Below are 1,859 nucleotides of genomic sequence, written 5' to 3'. Positions count from 1 at the left end.
GCAGGCCGCCTTTGACCTGATCCGGGAGGTGGCATGAAGCCGCGCTTTTCCCTCACTTTCACTGGTCTGTTGCTGTGCTCCGCCGCCCTGCCCTGCGCCGCTTCGGCGCCGATGACCGACTTTCAGCGGTTCACCAGCTACCCATTCATGGAGCGCAGCTACCGCGAAGCGAAGAAGGACAACTGGGCCGAGGTCGAACGCCTGACCCGCCACGTACTGGGCCGGGTGCCGAACAACGACGAAGCCCGCGCGCTGCTGGTGGAAGCCCTGGCCCACCAGCGCCGCTACAAGGAAGCCGAAGCACTGGCCGCACAACTGGACGGCAGCACCGAGTACGCCAACGCCCTGCTCGAACTGCGCCTGACCTGGATCGAACAGGATCCACCCCCGGCCAGCCAGGTGGAACAGTGGCTGGCCAGCAGCGACGGCACCCATCGGGTGCGCCTGTGGCAGGCCTACAGCCTGAGCCTGGCCAAGTTCGGCGGCGCCGCCAAGGCGCTGGACTGGCTCAACCAGCTGCCGCTACAGCGGGATGGCCAGGTCCTGCGCCTGGCCCGGGCCAACTTCGCCGAACAGCTGCGCAACTGGAAGGAAACCATCGAACAACTGCAGCCGTTGGCCGACCAAGGCCAGCTGCCTGCACAAGACTGGCAGCGCCTGGCCAATGCCTATATCCAGCAGGTGGATGAACCAGGGCTGAACGCGCTGCTGCCCAGCGCCCCATCCCCCGAAGCTGCCAACCAGGCTCGCCTGGCCATGGCCAACCGCGCCATCGCCGTCGGCCATAACCAACAGGCCCAGCGTTGGCTACAAACACTGCCGGACGAGCAGCTGAACCAGCCCGACCAGCGCCAGCAACTGTGGGAGCTGGCCCGCGAAGGCGACGACGCGCCGCTGGTACAGCGCCTGAGCAACGACCTGCAACGGCCCTGCCTGGAAACCGTCGACTGGCTGTCGCGCCGCGACCCAGAGCTGGCGCGCGAGCAGTTCAAAGGCTGCACCGCCAGCACCGACCCCAGGGCCTACGCCGTGCTCAAGCAACGTCTGTACGGCGACCCGCTCCAGCCGCCGCAACCACGCACCGCTGCCGAATGGGAGCAACGCTATCGGCAGAGCGGCGATATGGCCGCACTGGAGCAAGCCACCTTCCTGCTCACGCAACAGGGCCATGGCGAACACGCCCGGCAACTGCTGGAGCAGGCCTACGACCGCCACCAGGGCCGCCTTGCACCGTCGTTGCTGCAGCGCCTGGGCAACCTCTATGCGCGTAACGACGGGCCGCTGGACAGCCGCCGCATGCTTGGTCTGATCCCTCGCGTCGATGCCGGTACTCGTGCCCAGCTACTTGGCCGCCTGGCCGAGGCTGGCCAATGCGATGCCGTGCGCCAGGCCGTACCGGCCACCCCGAGCGAGCCTGGCCAGTACCGCGCCCTCGGCCGTTGCGCCATGCCCGACCAGCCAGGCGCAGCGGTGGTCTACTACCAGGCTGCCGAGCGCCTGGGCGACAGCGGCAGTCGCTTGCCCCTGGCCTATGCCCTGGAAGCCGCAGGCGACTCCGAAGCGGCCCTGCCCATCTGGCGCACCCAGCCGGACAGCGCCTGGACCGACAATGCCCGCCTCACCGCCGCCCGTGGCGCGCTGAACGCTGGCGACGCACAGGCAGCCCGGCGCTACTGGGACGCCGCCGCGCACGACAGCGCCGACGACTGGGCCCTGGGTGCCGCCATCGCACAGCGCCAAGGCGATTACCAGGCGGCGCTGGGCTTCCAGCGCCAGGCCCTGGCGCACAACCCGCGGGCCGACCATTACTACGCCGCCTCCAGCACCGCGCAACTGGCTGGCGACAGCGCCCAGAGCAG

General features: G+C 69.1%; 1 pseudogene. It reads left to right on the top strand.

Annotated features, from left to right (window positions below):
* Positions 1–33: 33 nt before the first annotated feature.
* A pseudogene (locus JV551A3_RS15025) lies at positions 34–1,859 on the top strand (phage receptor); the annotation flags it as partial.

Source organism: Pseudomonas inefficax (genome assembly GCF_900277125.1).
Lineage (GTDB): Bacteria > Pseudomonadota > Gammaproteobacteria > Pseudomonadales > Pseudomonadaceae > Aquipseudomonas > Aquipseudomonas inefficax.
This window is presented reverse-complemented; position numbering and strand designations above follow the sequence as displayed.